This is a genomic window from Photobacterium indicum, assembly GCF_003026215.1.
Taxonomy (GTDB): domain Bacteria; phylum Pseudomonadota; class Gammaproteobacteria; order Enterobacterales; family Vibrionaceae; genus Photobacterium; species Photobacterium indicum.
In genome coordinates this window covers 305,393-322,036 of record NZ_PYOC01000004.1, presented here as the reverse complement: position 1 = coordinate 322,036, position 16,644 = coordinate 305,393, and the positions used below count along the sequence as shown (strand labels likewise).

Annotated in this window: 12 protein-coding genes and 24 tRNA genes; 6 read left to right on the top strand and 30 right to left on the bottom strand. The window is 43.1% G+C overall.

Annotated features, from left to right (window positions below):
* Positions 1-13 precede the first annotated feature (13 nt).
* The 30 genes from C9J47_RS14335 to lolB form a co-directional block, all read right to left on the bottom strand.
* Positions 14-98, bottom strand: a tRNA-Leu gene (locus tag C9J47_RS14335).
* Positions 99-181: 83 nt separating this feature from the next.
* Positions 182-256, bottom strand: a tRNA-Gln gene (locus C9J47_RS14330).
* A gap of 84 nt (positions 257-340) precedes the next feature.
* Positions 341-425, bottom strand: a tRNA-Leu gene (locus C9J47_RS14325).
* Between the two features lie 133 nt (positions 426-558).
* Positions 559-643 (bottom strand) — tRNA-Leu (locus C9J47_RS14320).
* Between the two features lie 83 nt (positions 644-726).
* Positions 727-801: transfer RNA gene (locus tag C9J47_RS14315), tRNA-Gln, on the bottom strand.
* Between the two features lie 84 nt (positions 802-885).
* Positions 886-970: transfer RNA gene (locus C9J47_RS14310), tRNA-Leu, on the bottom strand.
* A gap of 117 nt (positions 971-1,087) precedes the next feature.
* Positions 1,088-1,172 (bottom strand) — tRNA-Leu (locus C9J47_RS14305).
* Positions 1,173-1,217: 45 nt separating this feature from the next.
* Positions 1,218-1,294 (bottom strand) — tRNA-Met (locus tag C9J47_RS14300).
* Positions 1,295-1,358: 64 nt separating this feature from the next.
* A tRNA-Gln gene (locus C9J47_RS14295) sits at positions 1,359-1,433 on the bottom strand.
* A gap of 58 nt (positions 1,434-1,491) precedes the next feature.
* Positions 1,492-1,576 (bottom strand) — tRNA-Leu (locus tag C9J47_RS14290).
* Positions 1,577-1,709: 133 nt separating this feature from the next.
* Positions 1,710-1,794, bottom strand: a tRNA-Leu gene (locus C9J47_RS14285).
* Between the two features lie 83 nt (positions 1,795-1,877).
* Positions 1,878-1,952 (bottom strand) — tRNA-Gln (locus tag C9J47_RS14280).
* A 58-nt stretch (positions 1,953-2,010) separates the two neighbouring features.
* A tRNA-Leu gene (locus C9J47_RS14275) sits at positions 2,011-2,095 on the bottom strand.
* Between the two features lie 118 nt (positions 2,096-2,213).
* Positions 2,214-2,298: transfer RNA gene (locus C9J47_RS14270), tRNA-Leu, on the bottom strand.
* 45 nt (positions 2,299-2,343) lie between these two features.
* Positions 2,344-2,420, bottom strand: a tRNA-Met gene (locus tag C9J47_RS14265).
* A gap of 63 nt (positions 2,421-2,483) precedes the next feature.
* Positions 2,484-2,558 (bottom strand) — tRNA-Gln (locus C9J47_RS14260).
* A gap of 70 nt (positions 2,559-2,628) precedes the next feature.
* A tRNA-Leu gene (locus tag C9J47_RS14255) sits at positions 2,629-2,713 on the bottom strand.
* 48 nt (positions 2,714-2,761) lie between these two features.
* A tRNA-Met gene (locus C9J47_RS14250) sits at positions 2,762-2,838 on the bottom strand.
* Positions 2,839-2,904: 66 nt separating this feature from the next.
* A tRNA-Gln gene (locus C9J47_RS14245) sits at positions 2,905-2,979 on the bottom strand.
* A 70-nt stretch (positions 2,980-3,049) separates the two neighbouring features.
* A tRNA-Leu gene (locus C9J47_RS14240) sits at positions 3,050-3,134 on the bottom strand.
* A 50-nt stretch (positions 3,135-3,184) separates the two neighbouring features.
* Positions 3,185-3,261 (bottom strand) — tRNA-Met (locus C9J47_RS14235).
* 66 nt (positions 3,262-3,327) lie between these two features.
* Positions 3,328-3,402 (bottom strand) — tRNA-Gln (locus C9J47_RS14230).
* A 69-nt stretch (positions 3,403-3,471) separates the two neighbouring features.
* Positions 3,472-3,556, bottom strand: a tRNA-Leu gene (locus C9J47_RS14225).
* A 50-nt stretch (positions 3,557-3,606) separates the two neighbouring features.
* Positions 3,607-3,683 (bottom strand) — tRNA-Met (locus tag C9J47_RS14220).
* A 306-nt stretch (positions 3,684-3,989) separates the two neighbouring features.
* A complete protein-coding gene (gene ychF, locus C9J47_RS14215; protein WP_107254115.1) occupies positions 3,990-5,081 on the bottom strand; it encodes a redox-regulated ATPase YchF in 1,092 nt (363 codons plus the stop codon).
* 101 nt (positions 5,082-5,182) lie between these two features.
* The gene (pth, locus tag C9J47_RS14210; RefSeq protein ID WP_011219489.1) at positions 5,183-5,773 is read right to left on the bottom strand and encodes an aminoacyl-tRNA hydrolase; all 591 of its coding nucleotides are present in this window, start codon (positions 5,771-5,773) and stop codon (positions 5,183-5,185) included.
* A 132-nt stretch (positions 5,774-5,905) separates the two neighbouring features.
* Entirely contained in the window at positions 5,906-7,942 is a 2,037-nt protein-coding gene (locus tag C9J47_RS14205; protein WP_107254114.1) for a bifunctional metallophosphatase/5'-nucleotidase, read from the bottom strand.
* Positions 7,943-8,199: 257 nt separating this feature from the next.
* Complete coding sequence (locus C9J47_RS14200) at positions 8,200-9,147, bottom strand: ribose-phosphate pyrophosphokinase (protein ID WP_146150849.1); 948 nt, start codon at positions 9,145-9,147, stop codon at positions 8,200-8,202.
* Between the two features lie 32 nt (positions 9,148-9,179).
* Positions 9,180-10,082: a 4-(cytidine 5'-diphospho)-2-C-methyl-D-erythritol kinase gene (ispE, locus tag C9J47_RS14195; RefSeq protein WP_107254113.1), complete on the bottom strand. Its 903-nt coding sequence runs from the start codon at positions 10,080-10,082 to the stop codon at positions 9,180-9,182.
* Positions 10,079-10,714 carry a lipoprotein insertase outer membrane protein LolB gene (lolB, locus tag C9J47_RS14190; RefSeq protein WP_107254112.1) on the bottom strand — a complete coding sequence of 212 codons (636 nt, stop codon included), beginning with the start codon at positions 10,712-10,714 and terminating at the stop codon, positions 10,079-10,081. The genes ispE and lolB overlap by 4 nt, the downstream gene beginning before the upstream one ends.
* 385 nt (positions 10,715-11,099) lie before the next feature.
* Here lolB and hemA point away from each other — a divergent pair, with 385 nt between their 5' ends.
* From hemA to kdsA, 6 genes are read left to right on the top strand one after another with little or no spacing between them, the layout of a single operon-like run.
* Positions 11,100-12,362: a glutamyl-tRNA reductase gene (hemA, locus tag C9J47_RS14185; protein ID WP_107254111.1), complete on the top strand. Its 1,263-nt coding sequence runs from the start codon at positions 11,100-11,102 to the stop codon at positions 12,360-12,362.
* Between the two features lie 12 nt (positions 12,363-12,374).
* On the top strand, positions 12,375-13,463 hold the full coding sequence (gene prfA / locus C9J47_RS14180) for a peptide chain release factor 1 (RefSeq protein ID WP_107254110.1): 1,089 nt from the start codon (positions 12,375-12,377) through the stop codon (positions 13,461-13,463).
* Entirely contained in the window at positions 13,463-14,311 is an 849-nt protein-coding gene (prmC, locus tag C9J47_RS14175; RefSeq protein WP_107254109.1) for a peptide chain release factor N(5)-glutamine methyltransferase, read from the top strand. Before prfA ends, prmC begins: the two co-directional genes overlap by 1 nt.
* 11 nt (positions 14,312-14,322) lie before the next feature.
* Positions 14,323-14,703, top strand: coding sequence for a SirB2 family protein (locus C9J47_RS14170; protein ID WP_107254108.1), 381 nt, complete (start codon positions 14,323-14,325; stop codon positions 14,701-14,703).
* A 2-nt stretch (positions 14,704-14,705) separates the two neighbouring features.
* On the top strand, positions 14,706-15,515 hold the full coding sequence (locus C9J47_RS14165; RefSeq protein WP_107254107.1) for a SirB1 family protein: 810 nt from the start codon (positions 14,706-14,708) through the stop codon (positions 15,513-15,515).
* 19 nt (positions 15,516-15,534) lie between these two features.
* The gene (gene kdsA / locus C9J47_RS14160) at positions 15,535-16,389 is read left to right on the top strand and encodes a 3-deoxy-8-phosphooctulonate synthase (RefSeq protein WP_006232765.1); all 855 of its coding nucleotides are present in this window, start codon (positions 15,535-15,537) and stop codon (positions 16,387-16,389) included.
* Positions 16,390-16,644: the final 255 nt, after the last annotated feature.

Below are 16,644 nucleotides of genomic sequence, written 5' to 3'. Positions count from 1 at the left end.
TCAGAAAGAATAATGGTGCGGAAGGAGAGACTTGAACTCTCACACCTTGCGGCGCCAGAACCTAAATCTGGTGCGTCTACCAATTCCGCCACTTCCGCATGTTTCATTTGCTCTTAACGAGCTTATATCGCTTAACTATTTGTCTTCTTAACAAGAAGTAATCAAGCCACATAATAAAATGTGGCAGGGCTACCTGGATTCGAACCAGGGGATGGCGGCATCAAAAGCCGCTGCCTTACCGCTTGGCGATAGCCCTACATTGTTTGTTCAAAACTGTTTCTTCAAAAGAATCATTTAAGAACAGCTCTCTATTTAAAGAGAGTAATAAGTCTTTAGAGAATGGTGCGGAAGGAGAGACTTGAACTCTCACACCTTGCGGCGCCAGAACCTAAATCTGGTGCGTCTACCAATTCCGCCACTTCCGCATATTGTCTCATCCGAATAAATCCGATTGAGTGTTCTCTAGAGCTTATTGTACAGATCTAAGAATTGGTAAAAACTCGAACTGTACGTGTGTTAATCACCGAACGATTAACGATTCTTTTATTCAAAGAATAATGGTGCGGAAGGAGAGACTTGAACTCTCACACCTTGCGGCGCCAGAACCTAAATCTGGTGCGTCTACCAATTCCGCCACTTCCGCATGTTTCATTTGCTCTTAACGAGCTTACATCGCTTAACTATTTGTCTTCTTAACAAGAAGTAATCAAGCCACATAATAAAATGTGGCAGGGCTACCTGGATTCGAACCAGGGGATGGCGGCATCAAAAGCCGCTGCCTTACCGCTTGGCGATAGCCCTACATTGTTTGTTCAAAACTGTTTCTTCAAAAGAATCACTTAAGAACAGCTCTCTAGTTAAAGAGAATAATAAGTCTTTAGAGAATGGTGCGGAAAGAGAGACTTGAACTCTCACACCTTGCGGCGCCAGAACCTAAATCTGGTGCGTCTACCAATTCCGCCATTCCCGCATATTGTCTCATTCGAATAAATCCGATTGAGTGTTCTCTAGAGCTTATTGTACAGATTGAAGAACTGGTAAAGCTCAATCTGTATTACTGTGATAAATCACAGTCACAAAGTATAAATGGTGCGGAAGGAGAGACTTGAACTCTCACACCTTGCGGCGCCAGAACCTAAATCTGGTGCGTCTACCAATTCCGCCACTTCCGCGTATTTATACTTTTACCATAAATCGTCTCAAAAAGAGAAGATAAATGGTGGCTACGACGGGATTCGAACCTGTGACCCCATCATTATGAGTGATGTGCTCTAACCAACTGAGCTACGTAGCCATTTATTTATGCCGCTTAACTATGAGTCTTCTAAAAAGAAGTAATCAAGCCACATAATAAAATGTGGCAGGGCTACCTGGATTCGAACCAGGGGATGGCGGCATCAAAAGCCGCTGCCTTACCGCTTGGCGATAGCCCTACAGTTGTTCAGCTAAGAACAATTCTCTATTTAAAGAGAGTAATAAGTCTTTAGAGAATGGTGCGGAAGGAGAGACTTGAACTCTCACACCTTGCGGCGCCAGAACCTAAATCTGGTGCGTCTACCAATTCCGCCACTTCCGCATATTGTCTCATCCGAATAAATCCGATTGAGTGTTCTCTAGAGCTTATTGTACAGAACTAAGAATTGGTAAAAACTCGAACTGTACATGTGTTAACCACCGAATGATTAACGATTCTTTTATTCAAAGAATAATGGTGCGGAAGGAGAGACTTGAACTCTCACACCTTGCGGCGCCAGAACCTAAATCTGGTGCGTCTACCAATTCCGCCACTTCCGCATGTTTCATTTGCTCTTAACGAGCTTACATCGCTTAACTATTTATCTTCTTAACAAGAAGTAATCAAGCCACATAATAAAATGTGGCAGGGCTACCTGGATTCGAACCAGGGGATGGCGGCATCAAAAGCCGCTGCCTTACCGCTTGGCGATAGCCCTACAGTTGTTCAGCTAAGAACAATTCTCTATTTAAAGAGAGTAATAAGTCTTTAGAGAATGGTGCGGAAGGAGAGACTTGAACTCTCACACCTTGCGGCGCCAGAACCTAAATCTGGTGCGTCTACCAATTCCGCCACTTCCGCATATTGTCTCATCCGAATAAATCCGACTGAGTGTTTCTCTAGAGCTTATTGTACAGATTGAAGAACTGGTAAAGCTCAATCTGTATTACTGTGATAAATCACAGTCACAAAGTATAAATGGTGCGGAAGGAGAGACTTGAACTCTCACACCTTGCGGCGCCAGAACCTAAATCTGGTGCGTCTACCAATTCCGCCACTTCCGCGTATTTATACTTTTACCATAAATCGTCTCAAAAAGAGAAGAGAAATGGTGGCTACGACGGGATTCGAACCTGTGACCCCATCATTATGAGTGATGTGCTCTAACCAACTGAGCTACGTAGCCATTTATTTATGCCGCTTAATTTTTATCTTCTTAACAGAAGTAATCAGGCCACATAATAAAATGTGGCAGGGCTACCTGGATTCGAACCAGGGGATGGCGGCATCAAAAGCCGCTGCCTTACCGCTTGGCGATAGCCCTACATTGTTTGTTCAAATGCCATGTTCATTTAAAACAATCGACTTAAGAACACTTCTCTTCGCAAAGAGAATGGTGCGGAAGGAGAGACTTGAACTCTCACACCTTGCGGCGCCAGAACCTAAATCTGGTGCGTCTACCAATTCCGCCACTTCCGCATCTGGTAATTTTACATCTTGCGATGCTTCATCTCAAAAGAGAGAAGATGGTGGCTACGACGGGATTCGAACCTGTGACCCCATCATTATGAGTGATGTGCTCTAACCAACTGAGCTACGTAGCCATTTTATTTATGCCGCTTAACTATTTAGCTTCTTAACAAGAAGTAATCAAGCCACATAATTAAATGTGGCAGGGCTACCTGGATTCGAACCAGGGGATGGCGGCATCAAAAGCCGCTGCCTTACCGCTTGGCGATAGCCCTACATTGTTTGTTCAAATGCCACGTTTATTTAAAACAATCGACTTAAGAACAGTTCTCTTCGTAAAGAGAATGGTGCGGAAGGAGAGACTTGAACTCTCACACCTTGCGGCGCCAGAACCTAAATCTGGTGCGTCTACCAATTCCGCCACTTCCGCATCTGGTAATTTTACATCTTGCGATGCTTCATCTCATTAAAGAGAGAAGATGGTGGCTACGACGGGATTCGAACCTGTGACCCCATCATTATGAGTGATGTGCTCTAACCAACTGAGCTACGTAGCCATTTTATTTATGCCGCTTAACTATTTGCTACTTAAAAAGAAAGCAATTAAGCCACATAATTAAATGTGGCAGGGCTACCTGGATTCGAACCAGGGGATGGCGGCATCAAAAGCCGCTGCCTTACCGCTTGGCGATAGCCCTACAATGTTGTTCAAATGCCATGTTTATTTAAAACAATCGACTTAAGAACAGTTCTCTTCGTAAAGAGAATGGTGCGGAAGGAGAGACTTGAACTCTCACACCTTGCGGCGCCAGAACCTAAATCTGGTGCGTCTACCAATTCCGCCACTTCCGCATCTGGTAATTTTACATCTTGCGATGCTTCATCTCATTAAAGAGAGAAGATGGTGGCTACGACGGGATTCGAACCTGTGACCCCATCATTATGAGTGATGTGCTCTAACCAACTGAGCTACGTAGCCATGTTTCTTGTTCTTTTTGACCATATTCACGAATGAACACTGTCTTGGGAACGGGGCGCATTATGCTCATACCAGCAAAAACCGTCAACAGTTTTTTTTAATATCTACCTAAAATTCGTTTGTTCGATTGTTATTTGGGCGAAATGGGCGAATGGCAAACTGAAAACCCATTTTCCAGTCGTGATCGCTCAAACGATAGAGGTCGCTTATTTAGCATATTACTTATCGAATGATAAAAAATAAGCTAGCATTTCTGCTAGCTTATAGTGTTAGAGCGATAAAAGCTGATATTTGTCAGTAATTATCTTAAACGTTGAAGCGGAAGTGAACGACATCGCCATCTTTAACGATGTAATCTTTACCTTCTAGACGCCATTTACCTGCATCTTTCGCACCGCTTTCTCCTTTGAATTCGATGAATGCATCGTATCCAATAACTTCAGCACGAATGAAGCCTTTTTCAAAATCAGTGTGGATTTTACCTGCTGATTGTGGTGCTGTTGCACCAATAGGGATTGTCCATGCACGAACTTCTTTAACACCTGCAGTGAAATATGTCTGCAGAGTAAGTAGTTCATAACCAGAACGAATTACGCGGTTTAGCCCCGGTTCTTCGATACCCATGTCAGCAAGGAATTCTTCGCGATCTGCGTCTTCCAGTTCAGCAATTTCAGATTCAATTGCTGCACATACAGGAACAACAACGGCATTTTCTTTCGCTGCATATTCAATAACCATTTCTAAGAACGGGTTATTTTCAAAACCATCTTCGCTTACGTTTGCTATATACATGGTTGGTTTTGCAGTTAAGAAGTGCAGGTATTCAACTGCTGCTAGCTCTTCTTTCGATAATTCGATTGAACGAACCATACCGCCTTCAGTCAATGTTGGCAGCATTTTTTCAAGAACAGCAATTTCGTATTTAGCTTCGCTGTCGCCACCTTTAGCTCTTTTCGCTTGACGGAAAATAGCACGCTCGCAGGTATCAAGATCAGCTAGTGCTAGCTCAAGGTTGATAACTTCGATATCTTCAAGAGGGTTAATCTTTCCAGCAACGTGAACAATGTTGTCGTCTTCAAAACAACGCACAACGTGACCAATTGCATCTGTTTCACGAATGTTAGCAAGGAACTTGTTACCAAGACCTTCGCCTTTTGATGCGCCTGCAACTAGACCTGCAATATCAACAAATTCCATTGTTGTTGGCAGAATACGTTCTGGCTTAACAATCTCTGCTAATGCATCCAAACGCAGATCTGGCACAGGTACAACGCCGGTGTTTGGCTCGATAGTACAGAACGGGAAGTTTGCTGCTTCGATACCAGCTTTAGTTAAGGCGTTGAATAGTGTGGACTTACCAACGTTTGGTAGACCAACGATACCGCATTTAAAACCCATGCTTGAAACCCTTTTGGTGATTGTTTTCGTAGCGATTTATCTTGTTGTTATCAATTGAAGTAACAGCAAGTTGGATCGTTATTTAAAAATAGAGTGTAGATTTATTCAGCTTTGAATGAATGCAGCCTGTTTTGTGCTTTATTCAGTCCATCTTTTAACAAGATATCCATACAGCGGACTGCTTCATCAACAGCGGCATCAATACATTCTTGTTCTTTGACTGGTGCTTTGCCTAATACAAAGTTAGCAACTTTGTTTTTATCGCCTGGGTGCCCAATACCAACACGCAAACGATAGAATTCTTTGTTGTTACCCATTTTGCTAATTGTGTCGCGTAAGCCGTTATGACCACCATGCCCGCCGCCTTTTTTAAATTTAGCTACGCCTGGTGGTAAATCGAGTTCGTCATGAGCAATAAGGATTTCTTCCGGTTTGATTTGGAAGAAATTCGCCAAAGCAGCGACCGATTTACCGGATAGGTTCATGTATGTTGTTGGGATCAACAAGCGAAGATCCTGTCCATTCGTTGTGATCCTGCCAGTTACGCCGAAGTACTTTGACTCTTCTCGTAGACTAACATTGTGTACTCGAGCCAGTTCTTGTACTACCCATGCCCCCGCATTATGGCGGGTTTTAGCATACTCGGCACCGGGATTTGCCAGGCCAACTAATAGACGAATATTATTACTCACGCTTGTCTCTCAAGTCTTAGGGGCTTAAAACGCGCGTATGTTATACCAAACAGACCAAGATTGATATGTTAGGACGAAAAACGCCCCGCATGATGCGAGGCATTTTTATAACGCAGGGTAAATTCTTTGAGGTTACTCGGCGCGGTTCAGCGTTACGGTTTCATTGCTGATTGGCGTCAGCGTCGGTTTTTCCGCTTTGATGTAATCAATAACGGCTTGTGCATCGGTGTTACATTCCATTTCTTTTGTTGTATCTTTGCAATCAAGCACCCTGCCTGCTTCGTATTCCACCTTATATTTAGTTTGGTCTTCAACCACGACAGAGTAAAGACGTTCAACAGGAAATGCGGTTAGATTGCCATCGACATAGGCCAGATCTACTCGGTCGGAGTTACCGTCTTGAGCTGTAAATAGCTGTGTCCAGCCATCACTTCCGGTGGCGTTATAGCTGTTGATTGCGACATTGTAGGTGGTGTCATCTTCCAAATCTGTCCAAACAGGGATTTCCAAGGTGCCGGTATTGACTTCAATTGAATCCAGTGTACCGGAAGTGCCCGCTACTGTTTCCGTGAAGGTATAGTTCAGGTTACCACCATACGGGAACTTACCAGCGTGTGAGCCTGCTTTCAGTGTTGCAGTTACTGTCTCAGTGATAAGATTCTTAACTACTAAGCCTTTAACAGGAACGATGGACATAGGGCTGGAAAATGGTAATAACTCAAGTGATACATTTCCTTCTCTAAAATCACCTGCTGGAATGCTGTTGCGAACGCCGCCAGCACCAACCAGAGAAAAATCGATTTTAGTGATGCCCTCTACTTTAAGAACATCGAGAACTTTAGTGGTTGATGCCCAGTAGTACTGGCCGGCAGCGACAATCGGTGCGACGTCTGAGCCATGTGCGTCAGTACCGCCGTCACCAGGGCGACGTTCATGGTTGATTTCGTTTGGCACTGCGGCAATGACGTTACCGTAGGCAGCATCAACTGCTGGCTTGTATTTGGTATTAATGTGAGCGCGTAATTTAGCTTCTTCTTCTGTAACGGCGATATTATCTTGACCTTCAATGAAGCTGACAACACTTGCCGTTTCTTGGTCGGTAAATTTGCTGTCAGTATCTCGAGCAGCATCGTCATAAAACTCATCGTTAGTCAGTAAGGTGTTGTTACCGCCACAGCGTGTGATTTCGCCTTCGGCATCAAATGACACTTCGGTTTTACCAATCGCCTGGGCGTATTCACCAGCCTGAACAACACATGTTAGGCCTTTTCCGTCAGGGTTGGTTACCATCTTGGCGTAGGTACCGTTGTTAGATAGCCCTAGGTTAGTAAAGTCCCCTAATAGGGTGTGTGAGTGACCGCCTACAATTAGATCGATACCATTCACTTTAGACGCTACGTCTAAATCAACGGCATTACCTATGTGTGTAACTGCAATAACTTTGTTGATCCCCTTGGTTTTTAGCATATCAACGGTTGATTGAGCTGACTCCACCATGTCTTTGAATTCAACATCCCCAGTGTTTGGTGCAATATTTGGCATGTCGTCCAGTACCAAACCGAAGATGGCGGCAATTTGCTTGCCTTCTGGTAGGTTGTCCAGATCGGTTACCAACTCTTTCTCGTTGCCGTTAAATGCATAAACAACGTATGGCTTTAGATTGGTTTGATCTTTCAGATCTGCATCTTTGCTTGTGTCGATGTTTGCCGCAAGAACAGGAAAATTAATTGAGCCAATAAAACTGTTTAGTTTTTCATTATCAAGATCAAATTCATGGTTACCTAGAGCCATGGCATCTAGGCCCATTTGGCTTAGAATATCGGCATTCATTTTACCGTCATTTAGCTTGAAATATGCGCTGCCTTGCCATGCATCTCCGCCATGAAGAAATAGAATGCTGTCGTCATTCGTTTTGGCTTCTTCTTTGTAGGCGTTAGCTTTGGTCAGTAGGCGAGGGTGGCCACCAAATTCGTTGTACACGGTGGTTTTGGCGACTTTAAAACTGGATTTTACTGCGTCAAAGCTAGAGTGAGTATCGTTAACATGTGCAATGGTTAAATCAAATGGTGCCGCTGGCTGTGTTTTATCTGTGGTTGAGTTGCTGTCTGAGTTACAGCCAGCAAGTGCTAAGCCGATTGATAAAACAATTAATGGTTTCGAAAAGTTCATCCTTTGTCCCTTTTATTAGATGTGTATCACGCAGGGTCTGCAATATATACAAGAGGTTATCTTGTTAATGTGACAAGCATTGGAGCTAGAACTCTAATATTTTGAGCAAAGTGTATTTTTGAGGGCTTAGTAGGAAAATAAACAGATTTCGTATTAATTTGGTTTGATTAGTTTTTTCTGAAAAATGGATAAAAAAACGCCCCCGTATGACGGAGGCGATTTCGTTCAAAGACTTTATCTATTGAGCTAACTAGTGATTAGTGCTCAAACATCGCAGAAATAGACTCTTCATTGCTGATACGACGAATCGCTTCAGCAAGCATGCCAGAAAGCGTTAAGACAGATACACGACCTGTAGCAATGATTTCTTTTGACAGTGGAATAGAGTCAGTCACGATAACTTCATCGATAACTGATTCGCTGATGTTCTTAACTGCACTACCAGAGAATACAGGGTGAGTTGCATAAGCGAATACACGCTTAGCGCCACGTTCTTTAAGCGCTTCAGCAGCTTTACACAATGTACCGCCTGTATCGATCATATCATCAACGATGATACAGTCACGACCTTCAACGTCACCGATAAGGTGCATTACCTGAGAGACGTTCGCACGTGGACGACGTTTATCGATAATTGCAATATCAGTATCATCAAGCAGCTTAGCGATTGCACGAGCACGTACAACACCACCGATGTCTGGAGAAACAACAACTGGATCTTCCAGGTTTTTCGCTAGTATGTCTTCAAGAAGAACTGGGCTACCGAATACGTTGTCTACAGGTACATCGAAGAAGCCTTGAATTTGCTCAGCGTGTAAGTCAACAGTTAGAACGCGGTCAACACCTACGTTAGAAAGGAAATCGGCAACTACTTTAGCTGTGATTGGCACACGAGCAGAACGTACACGACGATCTTGGCGAGCATAACCGAAGTAAGGAATTACAGCTGTAATACGGCCAGCAGAAGCGCGGCGTAGTGCATCGATCATCACAACCAATTCCATCAGGTTGTCATTGGTTGGCGCACAAGTTGATTGAATAATGAATACGTCACTACCACGAACGTTTTCATTAATCTGAACGCATACTTCACCATCGGAAAAACGATTAACTGTCGCATCTCCTAGTGAAATGTAAAGACGGTCAGCAATGCGTTGGGCTAGTTCTGGTGTAGCGTTACCAGCAAACAGCTTCATATCAGGCACGGTGGAAACCTCAGGTTGCGTCCAAGTTGTAGTTACTGACAATCCGTAGAATGTACGTGCAGGGTTGTCATCAGGGGAGATGTATTAACACCTTTTGCGACAAATCCGTGGAGCCAGTTAGGTAATTTCTTTAAAATGGCATCAGCTTCTTGCTGTGAGCTAAATTCAGCAAACACGCAAGCGCCAGTACCTGTCAATCTTGACGGCGCATATTCTAACAGCCACGAAACCGCCTTATCAACCTCGGGATGCAGTCTTCTGACAATTTTTTCGCAATCGTTTTCGTAAACCCCTGCTAAAAGGGCTTTCAGGCTGCGTTTTTCAGTGTTTCTAATTAAATCGGGATGGGTGAAAATATCAACAGTTGCAATGCTTACATTGGGTTTTGTGACTAAAAACCACTTTTCTTTAGGGGCTGCTGGCTGTAATTTTTCACCAACACCTTCAGCAAATGCACTAAAACCTTTCACAAAAACGGGAACATCAGCCCCCAATGCAAGACCAATGTCGGCTAATTCATCTAAAGCTAGCTGGGTTTGCCATAAGTAATTGAGCGCAACAAGTGTGGTCGCCGCGTTTGATGAGCCGCCACCGAGTCCCCCTCCCATCGGTAATATCTTATCTATTTCTATATGGGCACCTAATGTAGTCCCCGTTGCCTGACGTAATGCATCGGCAGCACGGTAGATAAGGTTATCTTCGGTGTTCACGCCTTCAATGGCTGGATTGATTGTGATAGCCGATGTATTGGTTGCTGTAATTGTTAATGTATCGCCATAATCCAAAAATTGAAACAGCGTTTGGAGCTCATGATAACCGTTCGGTCGTTGCCCTGTTATGTATAAAAAAAGGTTCAGTTTTGCAGGAGAAGGCCAACGTGTTTGACGATTAAAAATAGGGGCGTAATTTGATTGATTATTCACAGTCGTTATCATTTCTTATGTATATCCCACTCATTAATTATAAGAGTGATTTGTTGTTTGTCTTGTGTGAGCACCATGCGCTTTGGTAGCGAGGGATAAATGGAATAATCGTATTCTTGATAATCCATTTCCCATGTTTGTCCATCTACCTGTTTTGCTAAGTATGCAACACGATTTTGAGGATTCAGTTGATAAGTATCAGCAGCGGTAGGTAAACCAATCAACCAGTCACGCATTTGTTCTATGGGCAGGTTTATTCCGGTTAATTCACGAACTAATCCTGAGGCATCAGCGCCTGAGTGTTGCTTACCATCATAATCAACTAAGGTTGTCATTTTGGGTGTAGCGTCTAACTTAAGTAATGTTTTACCTAGAAAATTGGTTAACAACAATTTGTCACTATTGGGTGTTGTTTGCCAAATCATGTTGCCACCAAAGCGTAATTTCGGTGCTTTATAGCCCAACTTTCCTTTGGCATCATATCGAGATAGGTTTTCTAGGCTCTTCTCGTGAGTAACCCAATCGGTTGTCGTTGCTATTGGTGCTTGTTGCGCACAGCCTGCAAGAAGGGATAAAAAAAGTGGAAAAACGATAAAATACCGTGAGCGTTTAGCTGGAATTAGAATGGAAAATATTGCAGACATAATACAGTGACTCGATGAGTGCTTTTGCGCAAACAATAGCGTTAATTATTCGATAAGCCAAATAAAAATGTAATTTCATTGGTGTGTTTATCATAAATTTTTTTTTTGTTATACGCGATGAATCTTTGACTTGTTTAAGGCAAGGTATTTAGTTTTTAATTTGTGTTTTTTTATTTCTATTCATACGATTACATCGTTTTTCTGGGTTGTTTAATACTTGGTCAAAAGGGTGTTGCATGGGGAGATGTATGGAAATATTGTATTTAATACTCTACAAATATGGGGTTATCATGGAACGATTACATCTGTTGCCTTTTATTACGGTGGGGCATCAAGTAAAATCCCCCCTTAGATCTTTCACTGGCGAAGTTGGTAACCTGTCTCCATGACCCTGCTTGCATTAGGTATAAACCACAACACAGCTTCTGTCGATTTGCGTGAAAAAGTAGCTTTCTCACCAGATAAACTGAAAGAAGCGCTACAGCAGTTAGAGTCACATCCTGAGGTGACAAGTAGCATTATTGTATCTACTTGCAACCGAACGGAAGTGTACTGTGATGTAACGCATTCAGGCCCGGGTGTCATGATTGACTGGTTAGCGAAATTTCATCAGCTATCAGCAGAAGAGATTTTGCCAAGTTTGTATTTTCATGAAGAACAAGCTGCTGCACGCCATTTAATGCGCGTTGCTTGTGGGCTTGATTCGTTAGTACTTGGTGAGCCTCAGATTCTAGGTCAAGTAAAGCAGTCATATTCTTCCTCGCAAGAGTATGATGCAATTCATGGCACACTAGAAAAGCTGTTCCACAAAACATTCACTGTTGCGAAGCGTGTTCGCACTGAAACGGATATTGGCGGAAACGCTGTATCGGTTGCTTACGCTGCTTGTACATTAGCCAAACAAATTTTTGAGTCTCTTTCTGATGCTACTGTGCTGTTGGTCGGGGCAGGTGAAACAATCGAACTTGTTTCTCGTCATTTAGTCGAGCAAGGCTGTAATAAGTTAATTGTTGCGAATCGAACGAAAGAGCGAGCTGCCAATTTAGCTGAAGAGTTTGGCGCAGAAGTAATTGGCTTACCAGAGATACCAGAACATTTACACCGTGCAGATATTGTGATTAGTTCAACGGCTAGCCCTTTACCAATTGTGGGTAAAGGTATGGTAGAAAAAGCCATAAAAGCACGTCGACATCAGCCAATGCTGCTCGTTGATATCGCGGTTCCCCGTGATGTCGAAGCGGAAGTGGGTGATTTAAATGATGTGTATTTATATACAGTGGATGACTTACACAGCATCATTGAAAAAAACCGAGAACAACGTAAGGTAGCCGCCATCCAAGCGGAAGCAATTATCAGTGAAGAAAGTGCAGCTTTTATGAGTTGGTTACGTTCACTGGAAGCTGTCGACAGTATTCGTCAGTATCGTTGTTTTGCCGATGATATCAAAAATGACATGCTAAGCCGAAGCCTACAAGCTATTGCTAATGGCGTGGCTCCTGAGAAAGTATTGGCTGAATTAAGTAATAAATTGACCAATAAACTCATTCATGCGCCAACCCGTGCGATGCAGCAGGCGGCTCACAATGGTGAACCGGAAAAACTGTCTGTTATTCGTGAAACGCTGGGTTTGGACTCGATTAAAGATTAATTTAAAGATCCTATGAAATCATCAATTTTAGTTAAATTAGAAACCCTGGTTGAGCGTTACGAAGAAATTCAACATTTGCTTGGTGATCCAGGCATTCTCAGTGATCAAAACAAGTTCCGAGCGTTGTCTAAAGAATACTCTCAGTTAGAAGACATTACGCAATGCTTCCAGGCTTATTTGGGCGCAAAAGATGATCTTGAAGCCGCAGAAGAAATGGCGAAAGAAGATGATCCTGAAATGCGTGAAATGGCACAAGAAGAAGTTAAAGAATCAAAAGCAAATATTCTTCGTCTTGAAGATGAACTTCAGGTGCTATTGATTCCTAAAGATCCTAACGATGATCGTAACTGTTTTGTTGAAATTCGTGCCGGTGCAGGTGGTGATGAAGCGGGTATTTTTGCGGGTGATTTATTCCGTATGTACAGTCGATATGCAGAGCGTCGTGGCTGGCGTATTGAAGTGATCAATGAAAACCGTTCTGAGCAGGGCGGTTACAAAGAAATGATTGCGAAGGTTAGTGGCGATGGCGCTTACGGCGTATTGAAATTTGAGTCTGGTGGTCACCGTGTACAGCGTGTACCAGCGACAGAATCACAAGGCCGTGTCCACACTTCAGCATGTACTGTTGCGGTAATGCCTGAAATTCCTGAAGCGGAAATTCCTGAAATTAATACTGGCGATCTAAAAATAGATACGTTCCGTTCATCAGGCGCGGGGGGTCAGCACGTTAACACGACTGACTCTGCTATTCGTATTACTCACTTACCAACGGGGATTGTGGTTGAATGTCAGGATGAACGCTCACAGCATAAGAACAAAGCGAAGGCAATGTCTGTTCTTGCTGCACGTATTATTAAAGCTGAAGAAGAAAAACGACATGCAGAAGAAGCAAGCACGCGTCGTAATCTACTTGGTTCAGGTGATCGTTCAGACCGTATTCGTACGTATAACTACCCTCAGGGACGTGTATCTGACCACCGTATCACCTTAACTCTTTATCGTTTGAATGAGGTGATGGAAGGGGATCTGGATAGCTTGATTCAACCTGTTATTCAAGAACACCAAGCAGACGAATTGGCTGCGATGGCAGAGCAAAACTAATGCCATTATGCATCGATGCTTTGTTAAAACAGGCAACGTTGCAGTTAACCAAGGCGGGCTCTGATAGCCCGCAATTGGATGCCGCAGTATTGCTTTGCCATGTGCTAGATAAACCTCGCAGTTACTTGCTAACTTGGCCTGAAAAAGAGCCAAGTGATGAGCAATTCACGCTATTTGAGGCGCTTCTTGCTCGACGTATTACGGGGGAGCCTGTCGCATATATCTTAGGCGAACGTGAGTTTTGGTCGCTGCCTTTAAAGGTTTCCCCCTTTACGTTAATCCCTCGTCCTGATACCGAGCGCTTGGTTGAGTTGGCATTAGAGAAAATACCCACTCAGGCATGTACAGTTCTTGATCTAGGTACGGGTACGGGGGCGATTGCTTTAGCGATTGCGTCTGAGCGTAATGATGTTCAGGTTACAGGAATAGACTTACGTCCAGAAGCCGCTGAACTTGCTGCTGAAAATGCTCAACGTCTTAATATGCAGAATGCGCGTTTTTTAGCTGGTAGTTGGTACACTCCGCTTGCTAGTGATGAGCTATTTTCAGTGATTGTGAGTAACCCCCCTTATATTGATGCAGCAGACCCGCATTTGGTGTTGGGTGATGTACGCTTTGAACCGAAAACGGCATTGGTTGCAGATGATAATGGATTAGCTGATATTCAAATTATCAGTGAGCAAGGTCGACAGCATTTGCAAACAGGTGGCTGGTTGCTAATGGAACACGGTTTCGAACAGGGTGAAGCTGTACGGCACATTTTACAGGAACTAGGTTATCACCTGGTCTCAACCGCGCAAGACTATGCGGGGCTCGATCGAGTCACCCTAGGTTGCTGGCAAGGATAGAGAGAATATATATGTATGAATCAGTAAAGCACCTTCACTTCGTCGCTATTGCACTGAGTGTGTCTTTATTTGTTGTCCGTTATTGTTTGATGATGGCTAACTCCCCGTTACTGGAAAAGAAATTCCTGAAAATCACCCCGCATGCGGTAGATACAGTGCTGCTGCTAACAGGTGTCGGGCTTATATTTATTACCGGTTTTATGCCTTTTACTGCTGGTGGTGGTTGGTTAACTGAAAAAATTACGTGTGTATTTGCTTATATCGCATTAGGTGTTTTCACATTACACGTGGGTAAGAATAAAGTATTTAAAACATTCGCATTTTTTGGCGCATTAGGCTGGATAGTACTAGCGGCTAAGCTTGCGGTATTGAAAACACCACTTCTGGGATAATCATGTTGCAGTTTAATGATGACGAGTTAGACCAAATGACGTTGGTGGAAGGTGCTTTAGAGATCACCTCGGTTATTGATCCTAGTTTTCCGGCTGCCAGAATTCGCCAACAGTTGAAGCAACTGGCAAAAGAAGCTGAACATGCCTTGATGGATGAGCCGAACCCTCATTTACGTTTGGAAGGGTTAATTCGACTCTTTTACAGAGAGTGGGGGTTTCAGGGGGATCAGCAACAGTATTTTTCTTCTGAAAATGCATTACTGGATAAAGTTCTTGAGCGTAAAAAAGGGATCCCCGTCAGTCTTGGTGCTATTTTCTTATATTTAGCGCGTCATCTTGAACTGCCGGTGAGCAGTGTTGGTTTTCCTACTCAGTATATTTTAAAAATTGATTGGTATGATGGTGAACAACAGTTCATTAATCCTTTTGATGGCGAATACATTAGCTTACGTACATTACGCGGTTGGCTAATTGGTTATAAAGGACCATTTTGTGAGTTGAAAGACGAGCATTTAACGACTGCTGATAATAAAGACATTCTCGCGCGTTGGTTAACTGTATTGAAAAGTGCTCTTTTGCGAGAAGAACATTATACCGATGCTTTGCGTTGTAGTGATCTTGCATTGTCTTTACGCCCAGATGATCCCCATGAAATTAGAGATCGTGGTTATATCTATCAGCAATTAGATTGTAGCCATGCAGCAGCAACAGATTACGCTTATTTTATTGAGCAATGCCCTGAAGACCCAGCGGCTGAATTGCTTAAGTTACAGGTTCAAGCGCTTAATGAAGAGCCTTTAACCCTGCATTAATTAAAACGAGAAGATAAACATGATGGAACAAAAAACTGTTCGCGTTGGTGATATTGATGTGGCTAACGACAAGCCTTTTGTCTTGTTCGGTGGTATGAACGTACTAGAGTCTCGCGATCTTGCTATGAAGATCTGTGAGCATTATGTTGAAGTAACCAACAAACTAGGCATTCCATTCGTATTTAAAGCCTCTTTTGATAAAGCAAACCGCTCATCAGTGCACTCATACCGTGGTCCTGGTATGGAAGAAGGTTTGAAGATTTTTCAAGAGTTGAAAGATACGTTTGGCGTTAAAATAATCACTGATATTCATGAAATTTATCAAGCTCAGCCCGTAGCTGATGTTGTTGATGTTATTCAGCTTCCTGCTTTTCTTGCCCGCCAAACTGATCTAGTTGAAGCGATGGCAAAAACAGGTGCCGTGATTAATGTGAAAAAACCACAATACATGAGCCCTGGTCAAGTGGGTAACATTGTTGAGAAGTTTGCTGAGTGTGATAACGAGAATGTGATTCTTTGTGAGCGTGGTGCGTTGCATGGCTACGATAACCTTGTTGTTGATATGCTTGGTTTCGATGTAATGAAAAAAGCATCAAAAGGTAGTCCAATCATCTTTGACGTAACGCATGCATTACAATGCCGTGATCCATTAGGTGCCGCATCTGGTGGTCGTCGTGAGCAAACCGTTGATTTGGCTCGCTCAGGTATTGCGACAGGTATTGCGGGCCTATTTATGGAAGCGCACCCAACACCAGACCAAGCTCGTTGTGATGGTCCTTCTGCTTTCCCATTGGATAAGCTAGAACCATTCCTAAACCAGATCAAGCAGCTTGATGACTTGATCAAGGGCTTTGAGGCGATTGAAATTAATTAAGTTATCTACTGTGTAGAGAATTGATTAATGAAAAAGGCTAAGCAGAGTATTTTGTTTAGCCTTTTTTTGTTTCTATTTTAAACGATTTAGTGTGTTTATATAAAATATCACCAATACACTAAAATTGGTTGATTTCACTGGTTGGCGCTCTATTTGTGGATGTATGACTTATTCGTGTGGGGAATGTTAGCTGATGCAACTATGTGGTAACTAATAATAGAGTGATATCTGTTACATCACTTTTTTGGATATTAA

Bases quoted from the DNA above. Each gene is read 5' to 3' on its own strand.
- ychF (WP_107254115.1), bottom strand. From the start codon at position 5,081: ATGGGTTTTAAATGCGGTATCGTTGGTCTACCAAACGTTGGTAAGTCC.
- prfA (WP_107254110.1), top strand. From the start codon at position 12,375: ATGAAATCATCAATTTTAGTTAAATTAGAAACCCTGGTTGAGCGTTAC.
- lolB (WP_107254112.1), bottom strand. From the start codon at position 10,714: ATGTCTGCAATATTTTCCATTCTAATTCCAGCTAAACGCTCACGGTAT.
- ispE (WP_107254113.1), bottom strand. From the start codon at position 10,082: ATGATAACGACTGTGAATAATCAATCAAATTACGCCCCTATTTTTAAT.
- C9J47_RS14205 (WP_107254114.1), bottom strand. From the start codon at position 7,942: ATGAACTTTTCGAAACCATTAATTGTTTTATCAATCGGCTTAGCACTT.
- prmC (WP_107254109.1), top strand. From the start codon at position 13,463: ATGCCATTATGCATCGATGCTTTGTTAAAACAGGCAACGTTGCAGTTA.
- kdsA (WP_006232765.1), top strand. From the start codon at position 15,535: ATGATGGAACAAAAAACTGTTCGCGTTGGTGATATTGATGTGGCTAAC.
- C9J47_RS14170 (WP_107254108.1), top strand. From the start codon at position 14,323: ATGTATGAATCAGTAAAGCACCTTCACTTCGTCGCTATTGCACTGAGT.
- hemA (WP_107254111.1), top strand. From the start codon at position 11,100: ATGACCCTGCTTGCATTAGGTATAAACCACAACACAGCTTCTGTCGAT.
- C9J47_RS14165 (WP_107254107.1), top strand. From the start codon at position 14,706: ATGTTGCAGTTTAATGATGACGAGTTAGACCAAATGACGTTGGTGGAA.